Below are 19,239 nucleotides of genomic sequence, written 5' to 3'. Positions count from 1 at the left end.
TATATACCCCCCAGGTGTATATAAAGGAGTGAGTATGTTGAGTGAACAAAAGGAAATCGCGATGCAGGTCTCTGGTATGACCTGTGCGGCATGTGCTGCCAGAATTGAAAAAGGCCTGAAGCGGATGCCCGGTGTCACAGATGCAAATGTTAATCTGGCAACGGAAACATCAAATGTAATCTACGATCCTGCTGAAACAGGGACTGCAGCGATTCAAGAAAAAATAGAGAAGCTGGGCTATCACGTCGTTACAGAAAAAGCTGAATTCGATATTGAAGGCATGACCTGTGCAGCTTGCGCCAATCGGATTGAAAAGCGGCTTAACAAAATAGAAGGCGTCGCAAACGCTCCAGTAAACTTCGCTTTAGAAACAGTTACGGTCGAATACAATCCAAAAGAAGCGTCTGTCGGCGATTTGAAAGAAGCGGTAGATAAGCTTGGATATAAGCTAAAGTTGAAGGGTGAACAGGACAGTGAGGCTGCTGCTACTAAAAAGAAAGAAGAACGGAAGCAAACGGCGAGACTGATTTTTTCAGCTGTCCTGTCATTTCCATTGCTTTGGGCGATGGTGAGCCATTTTACATTTACATCATTCATTTGGGTACCGGATATATTTCTCAATCCGTGGATGCAATTTACGCTGGCGACACCAGTCCAGTTTCTGATCGGCTGGCCGTTTTATGTGGGTGCGTATAAGGCGCTCAGAAATAAAAGCGCCAATATGGATGTACTGGTCGCCCTCGGTACGACGGCTGCTTACGCTTATAGTCTTTATCTTACTTTTCAAAGCCTTGGCTCTCACGGGCATACAGACGGCCTTTACTATGAAACAAGCGCGATTTTGCTGACGCTGATTTTATTAGGCAAGTTGTTTGAAACAAAAGCAAAAGGCCGTTCCTCGGATGCGATTAAAAAGCTGATGAAGCTTCAAGCGAAAACAGCGACTGTTGTAAGAGACGGACAGGAGCAAATAATCCCGATCGACGAAGTGCTTGTTAATGACATTGTTTACGTCAAACCTGGCGAACGAATTCCTGTCGACGGAGAAGTGGTTGAAGGCCGCTCAGCGGTTGACGAATCGATGATTACAGGAGAAAGTCTTCCTGTTGACAAAAATCCTGGTGACAGCGTGACAGGTTCAACCGTTAACGCAAACGGTTTCCTGAAAATTAAAGCTGTCAACGTCGGAAAGGATACTGCGCTTTCTCATATCATCAAAATTGTTGAGGAAGCACAAGGGTCAAAAGCGCCGATCCAGCGTCTCGCTGACCAGATTTCAGGCATTTTTGTGCCAATTGTATTGGGGATTGCCGTTCTCACTTTTCTCATTTGGTACCTTTGGGCGGCTCCTGGCGACTTTGCTGAAGCGATCAGCAAGTTCATTGCGGTTCTTGTCATTGCCTGTCCTTGCGCCCTCGGTCTTGCCACTCCGACGAGCATAATGGCTGGATCTGGACGCGCTGCTGAATTCGGGATTTTATTTAAAGGCGGCGAGCATTTAGAAAAAACACATCGTCTCGATACCATTGTTCTTGATAAAACCGGAACCGTGACAAATGGGAAGCCGCGTCTGACGGATGCCATTCCATTCGGCCATTTTGAAGAAAAAGATTTGCTTCAATTTGCAGCGGCAGCCGAAACGGGATCAGAGCATCCGCTTGGCGAAGCGATTATTGCTGGCGTGAAAGATAAAGGGCTTGAGATACCGAAGCTTACCCGCTTTGAAGCAAAAGTCGGCGCAGGCATTTTGGCTGAAGCCGGAGGAAAAAGCATTCTCGTCGGCACAAGAAAATTAATGGAGAGCGAACAGGTCGAGCATGGGGCTCTTCTCGCCAAAATGGAAGAGCTAGAGGCAGAAGGGAAAACAGTTATGCTTGTATCCATTGATGGAGAAGCAGCTGGGCTAGTAGCGGTTGCAGATACGATTAAGGACACGTCGCGGAAGGCTGTTGCCCGTCTGAAAGAGTTGGACCTTGATGTCATCATGATGACAGGAGACAATCGCAGAACCGCAGAAGCCATCGCGAAGGAAGCGGGAATTGCGAATATCATTGCGGAAGTTCTTCCTGAACAAAAGGCGGCGGAAATTGTCCGCCTGCAAAAAGAAGGCCGCCAGACAGCAATGGTAGGCGACGGAATTAACGATGCGCCGGCGCTTGCCACAGCTGATATCGGCATGGCGATTGGAACTGGCACGGACATTGCCATGGAAACAGCAGACATTACACTTATTCGCGGCGATCTAAACAGCATTGCCGACGCAATCCGCATGAGCAGATTGACAATGAAAAACATTAAACAAAATTTATTCTGGGCGCTTGGCTATAACAGCCTCGGCATCCCAGTCGCAGCACTTGGATTTTTAGCACCGTGGATAGCAGGAGCAGCAATGGCATTCAGCTCCGTCTCCGTTGTTCTGAATGCTCTTCGTCTTCAGAAAGTAAAATAAAAAACCGGCCATATGCCGGTTTTTGTTTTTTATTGACACTTTCTTGGAAAACAACATATAATAGGTATAACTTGTATATGAGTATATGCTCATATATATTAAAATGAATGCAATACTCATTGATACGCTTTGAAGAGGGAACCCTAAATCGGAAGGTAAGGTGAGACTAGTGAAACAGGAATACGTTCTGGACGGTTTGGATTGCAGCAATTGTGCCCAAAAAATCGAAAATGGAGTCAAAGGCATAAAAGGCATTGACGGATGCGCGGTAAATTTTGCGGCAAGCACCTTAACTGTCTCAGCCGATGGGAAAGAAGAGCAATGGGTTACGAACAAAGTAGAGAAAAAAGTGAAATCAATTGATCCGCATGTAACGGTTCGCCAAAAGCATATAAAGAAATCAGCTGATGATGGCTATCGTAATCGAATGGTCAATATGCTGATCAGAATGGCGGCGGCTGTCATTCTCGGCGCAGCGGCATATTTGGTTCATTCGGGAACCATTGAATTTTTCCTTTTCCTCGGTGCTTATTTGATTATCGGCGGTGATATTATGATCCGCGCAGTCAAAAACATCATCCGCGGTCAGGTGTTTGATGAGCATTTCTTAATGGCTCTTGCCACAATCGGCGCCTTTCTGATTCAGCAATACCCTGAGGGGGTCGCCGTTATGCTGTTTTATCAAATCGGTGAGCTTTTTCAAGGAGCCGCGGTCAGCCGTTCCAGAAAATCAATTAGTGCGTTAATGGACATACGGCCTGATTACGCCAATCTCAAAACAAAGAACGGCATCGAACAGGTTTCCCCGGAGGACGTTCAGACAGGAGACATCATTGTGGTTAATCCGGGAGAAAGCATACCCCTGGACGGTAAAGTCGTGCAAGGGTCAGCGATGGTTGATACATCTGCTTTAACAGGTGAGTCCGTTCCGAGAAAAGCTGCGGAAGGACAAGATGTAATGTCAGGCTTTATCAATCAAAACGGCGTTCTGCATATTGAAGTCACAAAGGGCTATCAGGAATCAGCAGTATCAAAAATATTAGACTTGGTTCAGAATGCGAGCAGCCGTAAAGCCCGGACAGAAAACTTTATCACGAAGTTTGCCAAGTATTATACACCTGCTGTTGTGATCATTGCGGTATTGCTGGCCTTTGTTCCGCCGCTTGTTCTTTCTGGCGCCGCGCTTTCTGATTGGGTGTACCGCGCGCTTATCTTTTTAGTGATCTCTTGTCCTTGTGCGCTTGTTGTCTCTATTCCGCTCGGTTTCTTCGGCGGAATCGGAGCGGCCTCAAAGGCCGGAGTGCTTGTAAAGGGAAGCAATTATTTAGAAGCTTTGAATCAAGTCAAATACGCTGTGTTTGATAAAACAGGAACATTAACAAAAGGCAGCTTTGAAGTGATAGAAATCAAACCTGCTGAAGGATTTACAAAGGAAAGTTTACTTGAAGCGGCGGCATATGCTGAGCTTCATTCACAGCATCCGATTGCTGAATCTGTGCGTAAAGCTTACGGGAAAATGCTTTCCTCCGATGAGATTGAGTCATACGAAGAAATCTCTGGCCACGGCATTTTTGCAAAGGTAAATGGAACTGAGATCCTTGCTGGGAATAAAAAGCTCATGGAAAGAGAACAAATTGAGGATGTCCCGGATGAAAATGCTGGAACAATCGTACACGTTGCTGTTGATCAACGCTATGCCGGAGCAATCATCATAGCGGATGAGATAAAGGAAGACGCAGCACAAGCGGTTGCTGATCTGAAGTCGCTTGGGATCAAACAGACAGCTATGCTGACGGGTGATTCGAAACAAACGGGAGAAGCCGTCGGAAAACAGCTTGGGATTGGTGAGGTATATGCAGAGCTGCTGCCGCAAGATAAAGTCGCGCAGGTCGAAGCATTAGAAGCTAAGCTTTTGCCTAATGAAAAACTCATTTTTGTCGGTGACGGTATCAATGATACACCAGTGCTTGCCCGCGCAGATATAGGGATCGCGATGGGAGGCCTTGGCTCAGACGCCGCGGTAGAAGCCGCAGACATCGTGCTGATGACAGATCAGCCCTCAAAAATAGCGGAAGCGATTCGGATTGCGAAACGGACACGGCGAATCGTGTGGCAAAACATCGGCTTTGCTTTAGGTGTGAAAGCGATCTTTCTTATTCTTGGTGCATTTGGAATTGCAACCATGTGGGAAGCTGTTTTCTCTGATGTCGGCGTTACACTGCTTGCTGTGGCGAACGCCATGCGCGTCATGCGTCTCAAAAACAAATAAATTGTCGGAGAGAATTCATTTTTTCGGGGTTTTCTTATCGGCGCTTGTCTTGTTAAAATAAAGAAGTGGGTCAATTGCGATCCGCTTCTTTTTTAATTTTAAAACGATGAGGTGTCGGAGTGAAAAAGAAACAGCAGTCTTCTGCGAAATTCGCGGTCATCCTTACGGTTGTGGTTGTTGTATTGCTAGCAGCCATTGTCATCATTAATAACAAAACGGAACAAGGCAATGATGCGGTTTCCGGACAGCCGTCTATCAAAGGGCAGCCTGTGCTTGGCAAGGACGATGCACCGGTAACTGTAGTAGAATTCGGAGATTACAAATGTCCGTCTTGCAAGGTGTTTAACAGTGACATCTTTCCAAAAATACAAAAAGACTTTATTGATAAGGGCGATGTGAAATTTTCTTTCGTGAACGTCATGTTCCATGGAAAAGGTTCAAGGTTAGCGGCTCTTGCATCTGAAGAAGTATGGAAGGAAGACCCTGACTCTTTCTGGGATTTCCATGAAAAGCTGTTCGAAAAACAGCCGGATACGGAACAGGAATGGGTAACCCCAGGCCTCCTTGGTGATCTTGCAAAAAGCACCACAAAGATAAAACCTGAGACGCTCAAGGAAAATCTTGATAAGGAAACATTCGCTTCTCAAGTGGAAAAGGATTCTGACCTTAATCAAAAAATGAACATACAGGCAACACCGACGATTTACGTCAATGATAAAGTGATCAAAAATTTTGCGGATTATGATGAAATCAAAGAGACAATAGAAAAAGAGCTGAAAGGGAAGTAACGATATGAAAAATAGAATCGTATTTTTATATGCTTCCTGGGTTGTGGCTCTTATCGCTATGCTGGGCAGCCTGTATTTCAGTGAAATCAGAAAGTTTATTCCATGTGAACTGTGCTGGTACCAGCGTATCCTCATGTATCCGCTCGTATTGATTTTAGGCATCGCCACCTTTCAAGGGGACACACGAGTGAAAAAATATGTGCTCCCGATGGCGATTATAGGGGCATTCATTTCGATCATGCATTACTTAGAGCAAAAAGTGCCCGGCTTTAGCGGCATTAAGCCATGTGTCAGCGGCGTGCCGTGCTCGGGCCAATATATTAACTGGTTTGGTTTTATTACGATTCCATTCCTGGCCCTGATTGCTTTTATCCTGATTATCATTTTTATGTGCCTGCTGAAAGGCGAAAAATCTGAATAACAAAAAAAGCGCCCGCGTATGCCGGACGCTTTTTTAATTTCGCAAACTCATGTCCATCAGCAATAGCCGTATTCCCTCTAAATTTATCTTTTTTTCTCATAAAAATGTTATTGATTTTACGCTGGAGCGATTATAAAATCTAGAGGTCGTCAGAAAATTTAACAAACATAAAAGGGAGTCATCAGAATGGCTTGGGAGCTGCTCAGTGTGATTGGCATCATTGCGTTTGCAGTCAGCGGCGCAATTGTTGCGATGGAAGAGGAATATGATATTTTAGGAGTTTATATATTAGGGATTGTCACCGCTTTTGGAGGAGGAGCGATCCGCAATTTGCTGATCGGTGTTCCGGTGTCAGCGCTATGGGAGCAGGGAGCGTACTTTCAAATCGCGCTTTTATCTATTACAATTGTGTTTCTGTTTCCGAAGCTGCTGCTGAAGCATTGGAATAAGTGGGGCAATTTATCAGATGCGATCGGCCTCGCTGCCTTTGCTATCCAAGGCGCACTGTATGCTGTCAAAATGGGCCATCCGCTTAGTGCCGTGATCGTGGCTGCGGTGCTGACGGGAAGCGGGGGCGGAATCATCCGTGACCTTCTTGCCGGGCGCAAACCGCTTGTGCTGAAGGCAGAAATTTATGCAGTCTGGGCGGCTCTCGGCGGTTTAATCGTCGGCTTGGGCTGGCTGGGGAACTCGTTCGGCTTATACGTTCTGTTTTTCGTGCTCGTTGTTTGCCGGGTTTGTTCCTATATGTTTAATTGGAAGCTGCCAAACCGTTCTTTTCGCTTAGATAGTCAGTAAAATAAAAGAAACCTCTCCGTCATGGAGAGGTTTCTTTTATGGTAGCCTGCCGGGATCAAATAAAAAGTCCTTTTCGAATGCTGACCGCGCAGAGCAAAGCTATTGAAAATTAATAGGTAGCCCAAAAGGTATAGCTGATGGTTTTTTTAGTTCCTGAGTTAGTGAATTTGAATCTGTATTTTGTTTTGTAGCTATTAGAAGCTTGTTTGTAACTTAAATTTGTAGAGCCTTTTTTCGTTGCGTAAAAAGTTTTAACATTTTTCCAGCCTTTATTTGTCTTTTGTTGCAGAGTTGCTGTAATTTTCCCGCTGCCTGATCCGTTTGCTGTCATGTTGGCCCAAGTTCCTTGTCCTGGATAATAAATATGAAATGTTGGCGAGTAAGTATAGTTTTTAAATGAGCCCGAATGGTAATGAGTACTCCATATTTGCCCTTTTTTAACCCAATCTTTAGCTTCCGCTTTGTTGTTTACTAGGTCAATAGCAGTAAAACTTGTTACGGCTACGACGAATGCCAGCAACATCATAGATAGCTTTTTCTTCACTGAGTATTTCCTCCTAACTAATTCTGATTCTTTCTTCATGTTTATATCATAAACCGAGAGAAATAATGTAACATCGTCCTATTCTCCCAAATGAAAAACTTCAATTTGTTGAAATATGTCGAAATTGGATGGAAAATGACTATTTTACTGCGACTATAGATACGATAGCAAGGATGTAGTTGCTTTATGGAAGATGACAATAACAGCCAGTTTAGTCATTCTTCACGTTAGATGAACAGACAAACACGGTAAAGCTCTGCGGTGTTTTTAAAATGAAAAAGAAATATTATATCGAAGATTGAATGGAATAAGGAATCGATACTGATGAAAGAGAAGAGTCGCAACCTAAGAAAAGCACGTCCAACAGTGATCAATGTGAAATTTTAAAATAAAAAACCGATCTCGAGTTGAAATCGGTTTTTTAATGCATATAAATAACCCAAACCTTGAACGATATTGGGTGAATGTGCTATTATAAATTGTATTTGCCAGTTTTCATCATATATTTAATATATGTATCCAATTATATTTTACAGTATTTCATCTATGTTTGTCAACTATTTTCTGGAGGTGCCGTTCATGAATCAGCAGGATAAGGAATGGAAGGAAGAGCAGTCGAGAATAGATGAGGTGCTGCAGGAGCTCGAAAAAAAAGAGCGGTTTCTGGAAACGTCTGCGGGCGGGTTGAAGCATGATATCATCGGATTAAGAAAAAGCTTTTGGGAAGATGTTAAGGTTAATTTTGATGATGCCCATGAAGCGATTGAAACGATGGCAAGCATTAAGCAGCAGGCAGAGCTGCTGTCTGATCGGGAACAGAATCATCGGCGCATGGATCAGCAGCTCAAACGAATTCATCAATTAAAAAAATCGCCTTATTTCGGCCGGATTGATTTTATTGAAAACGGCGAGGAACAGGCAGAGCGAATTTATATCGGTTTAGCTTCCTGTTTGGATGAGAAGGAGGAACACTTTCTGATTTATGACTGGAGGGCGCCGATATCAAGTTTGTACTACAATTATTCCCCAGGAAAAGCGGAGTACGAGGTGCCCGGTGAAACGATAGAAGGGGAGATGGTGCTGAAACGCCAGTTTATGATCAAAAACGGCACTCTCAAGGCGATGTTTAATACCGATATGACGATTGGTGATGAAATGCTGCAAGAGGTATTAAGCCATCACTCCGATACCCAAATGAAAAACATCGTGTCTACGATTCAGAAAGAACAAAATCAGATTATCCGTAATGAAAAAAGCAAGGTCCTGATCGTGCAGGGAGCGGCTGGCAGCGGGAAAACATCGGCTGCGCTTCAGCGTGTCGCTTATTTGTTATACAGGCACCGCGGCGTCATTGATGCCGGACAAATCGTTTTGTTTTCTCCCAACTTCTTATTTAACAGCTATGTCTCCTCTGTTTTGCCGGAGTTAGGAGAAGAGAATATGGAGCAGGCGACGTTTCAGGAATATATCGAGCATCGTCTTGGCCGCAAGTTCAAATGTGAAAGCCCCTTTGATCAGCTCGAATATTGCCTGACCGAAACAAAGGAAGGCGATTTTCCAACAAGGCTTGCGGGAATCACATGGAAGGCGGGTTTATCCTTTCAGCAATTCATTAATGAATACGTCACACGGCTTTCCTCTGAAGGGATGATTTTTAAAAATATTATATTCCGCGGACAAAAGCTGATCACAAAGGAGCAAATTCAATCCTATTTTTACTCATTGGATCAAAATCACTCCATTCCGAATCGGATGGAGCAAACCGCGAAGTGGCTGCTGAGTGAGCTTAACAAGCTTGAGAAAAAGGAACGGCGAAAGGATTGGGTCGTTCATGAAGCTGAGCTGCTTGACAAAGAGGACTACCTGGACGTGTACAAAAAACTGCAGGAAAGGAAACGGTTCAGCGAGAGTACGTTTAACGATTATCAAAGAGAGCAGCAGCTGCTTGCCGCCATCATTGTGAAAAAAGCTTTCAAACCGCTCAAACAGGCAGTCAGGCTCCTTGCATTTCTTGATGTTACACAGCTGTATTTGCAATTGTTTTCTGGCTGGGGAGGAAAATTTCAGGATGAGAAGATGGCCGTGATAGGCGAGCTGACCCGTTTGGCATTTACGGATAATAAATTGCTCTATGAGGACGCGGCACCGTTTCTTTATATGCAGGATCTGATTGAGGGCAGAAAGAAAAATACGAAGATCAAACATCTATTTATTGACGAAGCCCAGGACTATTCACCGTTTCAGATGGCTTACATGAGAAGCATTTTTCCGGCTGCCAGCATGACAGTGCTCGGTGATATCAATCAGTCCATCTACGCGCATACCATACACGGGGATCAGCGTATGGATGCGTGCTTTGAGGATGATCCTGCTGAGTATGTTCGTTTAAAGAGAACATACAGATCAACAAGGCAGATTGTCGAGTTTACCAAAGCGATGCTTCAAGATGGAGCGGATATTGAGCCATTTAATAGAAGCGGGGAAATGCCGCTCGTTGTCAAAACTGAAGGACATGAGAGCCTTTGCCAAAAGCTCGCGCAAGAAATTGGCCGGCTCAAGAAAAAAGGGCACGAAACAATAGCCGTCATCTGCAAGACTGCGCAGCAATGCATACAGGCACACGCCCACATGAGTGAATATACAGATGTTCGCCTGATTCATAAAGAAAATCAAACATTCCAAAAGGGTGTTTGCGTGATTCCGGTGTATTTAGCGAAGGGAATTGAATTTGACGCAGTGCTTGTCTATGATGCATCTGAAGAACACTATCATACAGAGCACGACCGCAGGCTTTTATATACTGCGTGCACCCGTGCGATGCACATGCTGGCGGTATTTTATACAGGTGCAGCCAGTCCGTTTGTAACCGCTGTGCCGCCTCACTTATATCAGATTGCTGAATGAAGAGAAGGGAGTCCTTCTCTTTTTTTTATTTACATGAAGCATAGCCGTTTTATCATTAGGATTCTTAATAGTTATCATCATGTAAATATATTTTACTTAAGCCTAGTATTCCGGTAAAGTTCAATTAGATGCAATTTTCGATCAGTTTATAACTTTGTGAGGTGGATATGTTGCAACTTCAGGTAATGAACAGTCCGTTTAATCAGGAGCAGGCAGAGCTCCTTAACCGCCTTCTGCCGACCTTGACCGAATCCCAGAAAATCTGGCTGAGCGGATATTTATCCGCTCAATCTGTTTCCGCCCAAGAAACTGCGGGTGCGCCGGCGGCAGCTCTGTCTGCGGAAGCACCGGCACCGGCCGTTTCAAAAGAAGTGACCGTTCTTTATGGTTCACAGACGGGAAACGCACAGGGGCTTGCAGAAAATGCCGGCAAGCAGCTTGAACAGAGCGGTTTTCAAGTGACCGTCTCATCCATGAGCGATTTTAAGCCGAATCAGCTGAAGAAGGTAACCAATCTTTTAATCGTCGTCAGTACGCATGGAGAAGGCGAGCCGCCTGATAACGCACTGTCGTTTCATGAATTTCTGCACGGAAGACGGGCGCCTAAGCTTGAAGACCTGCGCTTTTCCGTTTTGGCGCTTGGTGACAGTTCGTATGAGTTTTTCTGCCAGGCAGGGAAAGAATTTGATCAGCGCTTAGAAGAACTCGGCGGAAAACGGATTTCTCCGCGCGTTGATTGCGATCTTGACTATGATGAACCGGCAGCCGAATGGCTTGAGGGTGTATTGAAAGGATTAAATGAAGCTGGGGGCGGAAGCGCCGCGCCTGCGCCGGCGGCTGTGTCTCAAACCGGTGAGTCTTCGTATTCCAGAACAAACCCGTTTCGGGCTGAAGTGTTAGAAAATTTAAATTTAAACGGCAGAGGATCAAATAAAGAAACACGCCATGTGGAGCTGTCTCTTGAAGGATCTGGCCTGACTTACGAGCCTGGTGACAGCCTCGGCGTCTATCCGGAAAACGATCCGGAACTTGTCGAGCTGCTCCTTAAGGAAATGAATTGGGACCCGGAAGAAATTGTGACGCTTAATAAGCAAGGTGATGTCCGTCCGCTGAAAGAAGCGCTGATTTCTCACTATGAGATTACCGTTCTCACAAAACCGCTTCTTGAACAGGCAGCTCAGCTGACAGGGAACGATGAACTTAGAGAACTTTTAGCCCCGGGAAATGAGGAGAATGTAAAAGCCTATATTGAAGGGCGCGATTTGCTTGATCTCGTCCGTGACTATGGCCCATTTAGTGTATCTGCGCAGGAGTTTGTCTCGATTTTGCGAAAAATGCCAGCCCGCCTTTATTCGATTGCAAGCAGTTTATCCGCAAATCCGGATGAAGTGCATGTAACAATCGGCGCAGTCCGCTACGATGCGCACGGCCGTGAACGAAAAGGCGTCTGCTCGATTTTGTGCGCGGAACGTCTGCAGCCGGGAGACACACTGCCGGTTTATGTACAGCACAATCAAAACTTTAAGCTGCCGAAAGACCCTGAAACACCGATTATCATGGTGGGCCCTGGGACAGGCGTCGCACCTTTCCGTTCCTTTATGCAGGAGCGTGAGGAGACGGGAGCGGAAGGAAAGGCATGGATGTTCTTTGGCGATCAGCACTTTGTCACGGATTTCCTTTACCAGACAGAGTGGCAGAATTGGCTCAAAGACGGTGTGCTGACAAAAATGGATGTGGCGTTCTCACGTGATACGGAAGAAAAAGTATATGTGCAGCACCGCATGCTTGAACATAGCGCAGAATTGTTTGAATGGCTTCAAGAAGGAGCGGCTGTTTACATTTGCGGAGATGAAAAGCACATGGCGCATGACGTCCATCACACATTGCTTGAAATTATCGAAAAAGAAGGCAATATGAGCCGCGAAGAAGCGGAGGCTTATCTTGCCGATATGCAGCAGCAAAAACGCTATCAGCGTGATGTATATTGATTTGACTTGAAAGGAGTTTTTCAACATGGTGACCAAAATTTTAAAAGCACCGGACGGCTCTCCAAGTGATGTTGAACGCATAAAAAAAGAAAGTGATTATTTGCGCGGCACGCTGAAAGAAGTGATGCTCGATCGAATCAGTGCCGGAATTCCGGATGATGACAACCGCCTGATGAAACACCACGGCAGTTATTTGCAGGATGACCGCGACCTCCGAAATGAACGCCAAAAGCAGAAGCTTGAGCCCGCATATCAGTTCATGCTGCGCGTGCGTATGCCAGGGGGTGTCTCAACGCCTGAACAATGGCTTGTCATGGATGACCTGTCCCAGAAATACGGGAACGGCACATTAAAATTGACGACACGTGAAACGTTCCAAATGCACGGGATTCTGAAATGGAACATGAAGAAAACCATTCAGACGATCCACTCAGCACTTTTGGATACGATCGCAGCCTGCGGAGACGTAAACCGTAACGTCATGTGTGCATCAAACCCTTATCAATCTGAAATCCACTCAGAGGTATACGAGTGGTCTAAAAAATTAAGTGATGATCTGCTGCCGCGGACGAGAGCCTATCATGAAATTTGGCTTGATGAGGAAAGAGTTGCCGGCACGCCGGAGGAAGAAGTCGAGCCAATGTACGGACCGCTCTATCTGCCGCGGAAGTTTAAAATCGGTATTGCCGTTCCGCCGTCTAATGATATTGACGTCTTTTCACAAGATCTCGGATTCATTGCGATTGTCGAGGATGGCAAGCTGATCGGTTTTAACGTGGCAATCGGCGGCGGTATGGGAATGACGCATGGCGATACTGCGACATATCCGCAATTAGCCAAGGTGATCGGATTCTGCCGGCCTGAGCAAATGTATGACGTTGCTGAAAAAACGATTACGATTCAGCGTGATTACGGCAACCGTTCTGTCCGTAAAAATGCGCGGTTCAAATACACAGTTGACCGCCTCGGTTTAGAAAACGTAAAAGAAGAATTGGAAAACCGTCTCGGCTGGAGCCTGGAAGCAGCGAAGCCGTATCATTTCGATCATAACGGCGACCGCTACGGCTGGGTGGAAGGCATCGAGGATAAATGGCATTTCACGCTGTTTGTCGAAGGCGGCCGTATAACGGATTACGATGATTATAAGCTGATGACGGGCTTGCGGGAAATCGCCAAAGTTCATACAGGTGAGTTCCGGCTGACAGCCAATCAGAACTTAATGATTGCGAACGTTTCAAGCGATAAAAAAGAAGAAATCAGTGCTTTAATTGAACAATACGGACTAACTGACGGCAAGCACCATTCAGCGCTCCGCCGCAGCTCGATGGCGTGCGTCGCTCTTCCGACCTGCGGATTGGCAATGGCTGAAGCAGAACGTTATTTGCCGACCCTGTTAGATAAGATTGAAGAGATTATTGACGAAAACGGCCTTCGTGATCAGGAAATCACCATTCGCATGACAGGATGCCCGAACGGCTGCGCACGTCATGCGCTCGGTGAGATCGGATTTATCGGAAAGGCGCCGGGCAAATATAATATGTATCTTGGCGCTGCGTTTGACGGAAGCCGTTTAAGCAAAATGTATCGTGAAAACATCGGTGAAGCAGACATTTTAAGCGAGCTGCGCGTCCTTCTTTCCCGCTATGCGAAAGAACGCGAGGAAGGCGAGCATTTCGGTGACTTTGTCATCCGTGCGGGCATTATTAAAGCAACAACTGACGGTACGAATTTTCATGATTGAGAAAACTAAGAAGAGAGACAGGGAATAGCTTCCTGTCTCTTTTTTCTGTAATTTGCTCTGCTGCAAAAAAGTTCACTGTGAGCATATCATGAGAAAAAATACCCTAAAAAGGGTACTATAAAAGAAGACAAGTGTGGAGGGAACTCCTGCGAAACCACATAGCGGATGCAAGGCCAGACTAGCTTAGCGGCTTTTAGACAAACAGATTTTTTGGCTCATCATGCCGACACACAACAGACGAAGGAGGTCATGCATTTGGACATATTTTTAGTTGTGCTCGTATTATTAACGATTATTGCGATTTCTAATATCGTGAACCGGTTTATTCCGTTTATTCCGGTGCCGCTGATTCAAGTGGCTCTTGGGATTCTTGCCGCCTCATTTCCACAGGGACTTCATTTTGAATTAAACACCGAATTGTTTTTTGTTCTGTTTATCGCGCCTCTGCTATTTAATGATGGAAAGAGGACACCGCGGGCAGAGCTTTGGAATTTAAGGGCTCCGATTTTATTGCTTGCACTCGGCCTTGTATTTGCGACTGTGATTGTAGGCGGCTACACGATTCACTGGATGATTCCTGCTATTCCGCTGGCAGCGGCCTTTGGACTTGCGGCCATTCTTTCACCGACTGATGTCGTCGCTGTCAGCGCATTATCAGGAAGAGTGAAAATGCCAAAAGGGATTCTTCGCCTGCTGGAAGGTGAGGGGCTGATGAATGACGCATCAGGTCTGGTGGCCTTTAAGTTTGCGATTGCAGCGGCAGTGACTGGTGCATTTTCATTAGCACAAGCGGCTGTCAGCTTTGTCTTTATTTCTCTCGGAGGCTTGCTGTGCGGGGTTGTCATTTCATTTTTGATTATTCGTTTTCGCCTATTTCTGCGCCGCCTTGGCATGCAGGATGTCACGATGCATATGCTGATTCAAATTCTGACGCCGTTTGTGATTTATTTGGCAGCTGAAGAAATCGGCGTTTCCGGCATTTTAGCTGTTGTGGCTGGCGGTATTACCCATGCGGTTGAACAGGATCGTCTGGAATCTACGATGATCAAGCTGCAAATCGTCTCCTCAAGTACGTGGAACATTATTTTATTTATTTTGAACGGCCTGGTCTTCGTTATTCTCGGCACGCAAATCCCTGATGTTATTTCTGTTATCTTTAACGACACTGCCATCAGCAACATGAAGGTGATCGGCTATATCCTAGTCATCACATTTACGTTAATGCTCCTGAGATTCCTGTGGGTGCTGTTCTTCTGGAACGGCAAATGGTTCTTTAATAAAGATCAGAACATCTATAAACCGGGTCTTCGTTCGACGCTGTTAATTTCGATTTCCGGTGTGCGTGGAGCAGTAACGCTTGCAGGTTCTTTTTCCATTCCGTATTTCCTGGAGGACGGCACGCCGTTTCCGGAAAGAAATCTGATTCTCTTTTTAGCAGCCGGCGTCATTTTATGCACGCTTGTCATTGCCACCGTTGTGCTGCCGATTCTGACTGAAAAAGAAGAAGAGGACGAGGAACGAAACAAGAAGCTGCTGACGGCGAGACGCAAATTGATCAAAACAGCCCTTCAAACGATTAAAGAGGACATGAATGAGACAAACAAAACGGCCTCTCTTGCGGTGATAGCTGAATACAATGAGAAAATGAAAAATCTTCGTTTTCAGCAATATACATCGTCTAATCGCATCAAAAAGCACGAGCGTAAAGTCCGTGCCCAAGGGGTTAAGGCAGAGCAAGAGGCGCTGATGAAAATGCTGGAGCGGGGAGACATCCCGGAAGAAACAGCAAATGTGCTGCAAGAACGATTTAACGAGTTGGAAATTTTGTATGCGAACCCGTTTAAAGTCGGATTATCAAAAACAAGGCTCAAGAGGCTGATGTATTGGATTTTCTTCGGTGAACATAAAAAGCCGGAGATGTCGATTTTAAATGAAGCGGGATTGATACGGGCAACAAGAGTGAAAACGGCAAAAGCAGCGATAGAATATCTGGAAAAACATAAGACGGAAGAGCATAAAGAAGTGTTTTTATCTGTCATTACATTCTATAAGCAGTTAATTTTCAGGCTGGAGCACAGCCATCATGAGTTAAAATCAAGTGCCCATTTTGAAAATCAGAAGCTGGAAGTGAAGCTGAAGGCTGTGCAGGCGATCAGAAATGAAATTCAAACGCTCTTTGAGGAGAGGGAAATTTCCCGGGACATTTCCCATGAGCTTCGCCAATACATTAATGATGTCGAAGCCGCCATGCTTGAAGGCGGCGAATAAATGCAGCAAAAAAGCTGGTGCGTTAGAGCGCCAGCTTTTTTTATATTAAGGGCGATGAAATGCGACAGTGCTGCCATCCCGGTCGAACCAGCCTCTGAAGGCCCAGTTGATCCAGCCGCCATCGCCTTTGTTTGTAAAGGTTCCGTCTTCAAATACCCAAATGCCATACGTAATGCCGTCGTAAACGGCTGAGCCGTAAAATTGCACACCGTTCAAATGATCTTCATATTCCTGGCTTAAATTAAAAACCATGACATTATATTTTTGGCCGGATGCGTAGAAGGAAGACTCCATGAGGTTTTTCACAAACCCATCCCTGTTCTGTGCGGATTTGATAGCATCAGCGATCTGGTTGGCAATTCCAAGTACATCCAGGTTGACGTTTAAACCTACATCAGCGGCAGTTGTTCCAGCAGTAGTTGTCTGCGACATCTTCGGAGCAGGATTTTCTTCAGCGGAAGCAAAGGACAAAGGGGCAATTGTCAAAGCGGCACCAAGAGCAAGTGTCATTGGGATACGAATACGTTTCAAGTTGTTTCCTCCTTTGTTTTCATTTGGTTACACTACACGCATACCCTGCTCAATGTATTTGTAATCTCAATATTGTTAAAATAGGAAAAAAATAGTGTTTGAATTTGCCTGTGCTGTGAAAAAAGAAGCAAAAAGAGGGTCTTAAGCGTATTATTGGTATCGGCTGAGAGGAATGTGAGATAATATAGACGCTTACATTTCAGTGAAAGGGTGGATGTTCAAGTGCCAACAAGTTTAAAAGATACTGTAAAGTTACATAACGGAGTTGAAATGCCTTGGTTCGGTCTGGGTGTTTTTAAAGTAGAAAACGGCAGTGAAGCGACTGAATCTGTTAAAGCTGCGATTAAAAATGGCTACCGCAGCATTGATACAGCGGCTGTCTATAAAAATGAAGAAGGTGTAGGCATCGGCATCAAAGAATCCGGTGTTGCAAGAGAAGAGCTCTTCATTACATCAAAGGTATGGAATGAAGATCAGGGCTATGACACAACGCTTGCTGCCTTTGAAAAAAGCCTGGAAAGACTTCAGCTTGATTATTTAGACTTATATTTAATCCACTGGCCTGGCAAGGATAAATATAAAGATACATGGCGCGCGCTTGAAAAGCTGTATAAAGACGGCAAAATCCGCGCGATCGGCGTCAGCAACTTCCAAGTTCATCATTTAGAAGAGCTTTTGAAAGATGCTGAAATCAAACCGATGGTGAACCAAGTTGAATTTCACCCTCGTTTGACACAAAAAGAATTAAGAGACTACTGCAAAGCGCAAGGCATTCAGCTGGAAGCGTGGTCTCCGCTCATGCAGGGACAGCTTTTGGATAACGAAGTACTGACACAGATTGCTGAAAAACACAATAAATCTGTGGCTCAAGTGATTTTGCGCTGGGATCTGCAGCATGAAGTTGTAACCATTCCAAAATCCATTAAAGAACACCGTATCATCGAAAACGCTGATATTTTTGATTTCGAATTGTCTCAAGAAGACATGGACAAAATTGACGCATTAAATAAAGATGAGCGTGTCGGCCCAAATCCTGATGAGCTTCTGTTTTAATCAAAAAACTCCCCGTTGCGGGGAGTTTTTTTAGTGCGTTTTTTTCTGTTGAATGAAAAATAGCATCAAAAAGGAAATGACAACAATACAGACGACCCACGCCCAGGCAAGGGTATTGTTGCCGGAATCCAATGCGACATATATCGCCGTCGGCAGTGTTTGCGTAACACCGGGGATGTTCCCTGCAAACATGAGTGTTGCGCCAAATTCTCCGAGCGCCCGCGCAAGGCTGAGGATGCTTCCGGTCAGCAATGAAGGATAGGCAAGCGGGACGGAGATATGGATAAACACTTTCCATCTGCTTGCGCCGTCTACCATTGCCGCACCTTGTATATCGGGGTCAATGTCAGCAAATCCGGTTTTGGCTGATTGATACATGAGCGGAAAGGCTACAACAGCCGAGGCGATCACAGCGGCCCACCAGGTGAAAATGACAGACTGCTGGAAGATCCACTCGATGGCTTGTCCGATGAAGCTGTGCTTTCCGAAAATGACGATCAAAATAAAACCGACAACAGTAGGCGGAAGAACGAGCGGAAGCATAAAACATGTTTCGAGTGCCGTTTTTCCGAAAAATGATGCCCGTGACATCCATGCTCCAGCAAGTGTTCCGAGAATAATGACAACAATTCCGGCAACTGCCGCCACCTGAAAGGAAAGCACAACGGGTGTGAAAAATTCTGAAGCGCTTATGCTACTCGGCAGTAAAGCCATATTTCTCAAATACTTTCATTGCTTCATCAGATTGCAGGTATTCGTAAAATTCCTTCGCTTCCTTACGGTGTTTTGTATCTTTTACGATTCCTAACGGATAGACAATTGGGCTGTGAGTATCTGCTTTTGCCTCGTCAATAATGTTGACCTTTTTCGAGACCAGTGCATCTGTTTTATAAACAATACCTGCGTCTACATTGCCGGTTTCAACATAAGAAAGAACTTGGCGAACGTCTTTTCCATACACAATTTTATCCTTCACTTTGTCCCATAAAGACAGCTTTGTCAGTGATTCTTTCCCATAAGCTCCTGCCGGTACGGATTCCGGAGTGCCAAGGGCAATTTTTTCTGATCCAGCCAGATTGCTGAAGCTTGTCACAGGTGAATCTCCGTTTTTCGGTACGACCAGCACAATTTCATTACCGACTAATTCAGTGCTGTCTTTTTTTGCGATATCTCCATCATCTATCAGCTTTTTAAATTTATCCTCAGCAGCTGAGAAGAACAGATCTGCTCCTGCTCCTTGAGAAATCTGTTTTTGCAAGGCGCCGGATGAGCCATAGTTATCTTGGATGGTAATATTTTGATGATCTTTTTCATAATTTTTTTGGATTTCCTCAAGTGCATCCTGCGCGCTGGCCGCAGCTGAGATGGTTAACGTTACTTTTTTCTCGCTGTCCGTTGAAGACTGGTTTGAAGAACAGCCTGCTGCAAGCAGAAAAGCGGTTAAGGCTGCGATGAAAATAGAATACTTCTTAAACATGATTGCAC

At 45.2% G+C, this 19,239-nt stretch carries 14 protein-coding genes; 10 read left to right on the top strand and 4 right to left on the bottom strand.

Annotated elements, in window-relative coordinates:
* Nucleotides 1-37: 37 nt before the first annotated feature.
* The 5 genes from copA (at nt 38) to AC0OMA_RS16975 (ending at nt 6,725) form a co-directional block, all read left to right on the top strand.
* The gene (gene copA, locus AC0OMA_RS16995; RefSeq protein WP_474222446.1) at nt 38-2,449 is read left to right on the top strand and encodes a copper-exporting P-type ATPase CopA; all 2,412 of its coding nucleotides are present in this window, start codon (nt 38-40) and stop codon (nt 2,447-2,449) included.
* A 160-nt stretch (nt 2,450-2,609) separates the two neighbouring features.
* The gene (locus AC0OMA_RS16990; RefSeq protein ID WP_474222279.1) at nt 2,610-4,718 is read left to right on the top strand and encodes a heavy metal translocating P-type ATPase; all 2,109 of its coding nucleotides are present in this window, start codon (nt 2,610-2,612) and stop codon (nt 4,716-4,718) included.
* A gap of 119 nt (nt 4,719-4,837) precedes the next feature.
* Entirely contained in the window at nt 4,838-5,506 is a 669-nt protein-coding gene (gene bdbD / locus AC0OMA_RS16985; RefSeq protein WP_003228414.1) for a disulfide bond formation protein BdbD, read from the top strand.
* A gap of 4 nt (nt 5,507-5,510) precedes the next feature.
* Entirely contained in the window at nt 5,511-5,927 is a 417-nt protein-coding gene (locus AC0OMA_RS16980) for a disulfide oxidoreductase (RefSeq protein ID WP_003228417.1), read from the top strand.
* 186 nt (nt 5,928-6,113) lie between these two features.
* Complete coding sequence (locus AC0OMA_RS16975) at nt 6,114-6,725, top strand: trimeric intracellular cation channel family protein (RefSeq protein ID WP_003228419.1); 612 nt, start codon at nt 6,114-6,116, stop codon at nt 6,723-6,725.
* 109 nt (nt 6,726-6,834) lie between these two features.
* On the opposite strand, the gene AC0OMA_RS16970 is transcribed toward AC0OMA_RS16975, so the two are convergent.
* Nucleotides 6,835-7,269 carry a hypothetical protein gene (locus tag AC0OMA_RS16970; protein WP_474222278.1) on the bottom strand — a complete coding sequence of 145 codons (435 nt, stop codon included), beginning with the start codon at nt 7,267-7,269 and terminating at the stop codon, nt 6,835-6,837.
* Between the two features lie 579 nt (nt 7,270-7,848).
* Here AC0OMA_RS16970 and helD point away from each other — a divergent pair.
* The 4 genes from helD (at nt 7,849) to AC0OMA_RS16950 (ending at nt 16,170) form a co-directional block, all read left to right on the top strand.
* On the top strand, nt 7,849-10,173 hold the full coding sequence (gene helD, locus AC0OMA_RS16965; RefSeq protein WP_474222277.1) for a DNA helicase IV: 2,325 nt from the start codon (nt 7,849-7,851) through the stop codon (nt 10,171-10,173).
* A 170-nt stretch (nt 10,174-10,343) separates the two neighbouring features.
* Entirely contained in the window at nt 10,344-12,161 is a 1,818-nt protein-coding gene (locus AC0OMA_RS16960) for an assimilatory sulfite reductase (NADPH) flavoprotein subunit (protein WP_474222445.1), read from the top strand.
* Between the two features lie 25 nt (nt 12,162-12,186).
* Nucleotides 12,187-13,902, top strand: coding sequence for an assimilatory sulfite reductase (NADPH) hemoprotein subunit (cysI, locus tag AC0OMA_RS16955; RefSeq protein ID WP_047183176.1), 1,716 nt, complete (start codon nt 12,187-12,189; stop codon nt 13,900-13,902).
* 255 nt (nt 13,903-14,157) lie between these two features.
* Nucleotides 14,158-16,170 carry a Na+/H+ antiporter gene (locus AC0OMA_RS16950; RefSeq protein ID WP_015714699.1) on the top strand — a complete coding sequence of 671 codons (2,013 nt, stop codon included), beginning with the start codon at nt 14,158-14,160 and terminating at the stop codon, nt 16,168-16,170.
* 45 nt (nt 16,171-16,215) lie between these two features.
* Here the strand turns inward: AC0OMA_RS16950 and yvgO are convergent, their stop codons facing one another.
* Complete coding sequence (gene yvgO / locus AC0OMA_RS16945; RefSeq protein WP_003243913.1) at nt 16,216-16,701, bottom strand: stress response protein YvgO; 486 nt, start codon at nt 16,699-16,701, stop codon at nt 16,216-16,218.
* Nucleotides 16,702-16,923: 222 nt separating this feature from the next.
* Between yvgO and pgoN the strand changes: the two genes are divergently transcribed.
* Nucleotides 16,924-17,754: a glyoxal/methylglyoxal reductase gene (gene pgoN / locus AC0OMA_RS16940; RefSeq protein WP_474222276.1), complete on the top strand. Its 831-nt coding sequence runs from the start codon at nt 16,924-16,926 to the stop codon at nt 17,752-17,754.
* Between the two features lie 30 nt (nt 17,755-17,784).
* Here pgoN and modB read toward each other — a convergent pair whose 3' ends face one another.
* Complete coding sequence (gene modB / locus AC0OMA_RS16935; RefSeq protein ID WP_367147560.1) at nt 17,785-18,477, bottom strand: molybdate ABC transporter permease subunit; 693 nt, start codon at nt 18,475-18,477, stop codon at nt 17,785-17,787.
* On the bottom strand, nt 18,449-19,231 hold the full coding sequence (modA, locus tag AC0OMA_RS16930) for a molybdate ABC transporter substrate-binding protein (protein ID WP_047183173.1): 783 nt from the start codon (nt 19,229-19,231) through the stop codon (nt 18,449-18,451). The genes modB and modA overlap by 29 nt, the downstream gene beginning before the upstream one ends.
* Nucleotides 19,232-19,239: the final 8 nt, after the last annotated feature.

This window comes from Bacillus sp. AMCV2 (assembly GCF_056033925.1).
Note: the sequence above shows the minus strand (reverse complement) of the source record. Positions and strands in the feature narration are given on the sequence as shown.